The sequence below is a fragment of the Synechococcus sp. B60.1 genome (assembly GCF_047462555.1).
GTDB lineage: Bacteria > Cyanobacteriota > Cyanobacteriia > Thermostichales > Thermostichaceae > Thermostichus.
Genome location: NZ_JANSJN010000075.1, coordinates 3,666 through 4,869, shown reverse-complemented (window position 1 = coordinate 4,869; position 1,204 = coordinate 3,666). Strand labels below are relative to the sequence as shown.

General features: G+C 57.9%; 1 protein-coding gene. It reads right to left on the bottom strand.

All coding sequences use genetic code 11. The features are described from left to right. Window positions 1-124 precede the first annotated feature (124 nt). A partial coding sequence (locus NW863_RS09255; protein ID WP_414365916.1) for an ATP-binding protein occupies window positions 125-1,204 on the bottom strand: 1,080 nt, incomplete at its 5' end.

Here is a 1,204-nt window from a genome sequence, read left to right as displayed (position 1 = left end):
ATGGACTACGGATGCCAACAGGTTCTGATTCAGGACAGGAAGCTAGTAGCCCTACTGGAGTACCTCTGCCAGCAGTCCAACAAGGTCTACAACTGCGCTTTGTACTACGCTCGCCAAGTCTCTTTCATAGCTGCGGCAGATGGGGCAGGTGGAGCGTAAAGGTTGTCCAGCCGGCGGTGCTGCTCACCTCGATGGATCCCCGCAACTGATCCACCATCTGCTTCACCAAGGCCAAGCCCAGCCCCGTGCCCCCTTCCTTCCAGGGATCCTTGCTGGGAATGCGGTAAAAGCGCTCAAAGATGCGCGTCAGCTCCTCGGCAGGGATCTCTTGGCTGTTGCTGACCTGGATGTGGCTTTGACGATTTTCCGTTTCAATTTGCAAGCGGATGGATCCCTGGGCCGGCGTGTATTTCACGGCATTGTGCAAAAGCTCGCGCAGGATCCTGCTCAACAGCAAGGGATCCGTCGTGAGGTTGCTTTCTAGGGGGACGCTGGCTTGAAAGCTCTGCCCCTTGGCGTGGGCCCGCTCCTCGGTAACGGTCAGCAGATCCCCCAGCAGCTCCCGCCAAGTGAGGGCTTGCACCTGCAGAGCATAGGCCCCCGCCTGCAGGCGCTGCAGATCCAGCAGGTCGTTGATGAGCTCGATTTCCCGCTGGCATTCTCGCTCGGCAATGCTTAGATATTGAGCTCGCTTTTCGGTTGAGGGAGCCATCTGCAGCATCTTCAGAGCCATCTTCAAGCTGGTCAGGGGGGTGCGCAGCTCGTGGCTGACGGTGCTGATAAAGTCATCTTTGAGACGGTTAAGCCGCTCCAGGGCTTGCACCTGCTCTTGGGCAGCTTGGAACAGGCGCGCCTGGCGCAGCCCAATGGCGCATTGGTTGGCCACCTGCTGGATCAGTTGGATCTCCTGGTTGTCAAAAGGACGTGCAGCCGAGCGAAAAATCCACAGATCCCCTAGCACCTGGCCTTTGTCTAGCAAGGGACAAGCCATCACCACCTGGTGGTTTTCTGGAGCCCTCCCTGAGAAGCAAAATAGACAAAGCTGTCCTCTGAGCAGTTGCCGGTGAATGTCGTCGTAGGGCCCTCCCACTAGGGGTAGAGAAACGTTCAGGTGGGAAGCGGAGCGGGGGCAATACTCGTAGCTGATGGTGGAAAGGGTGAGGTCGGCGTTGTAAAGACCGATATCGCAGCCATCGGCATCTAG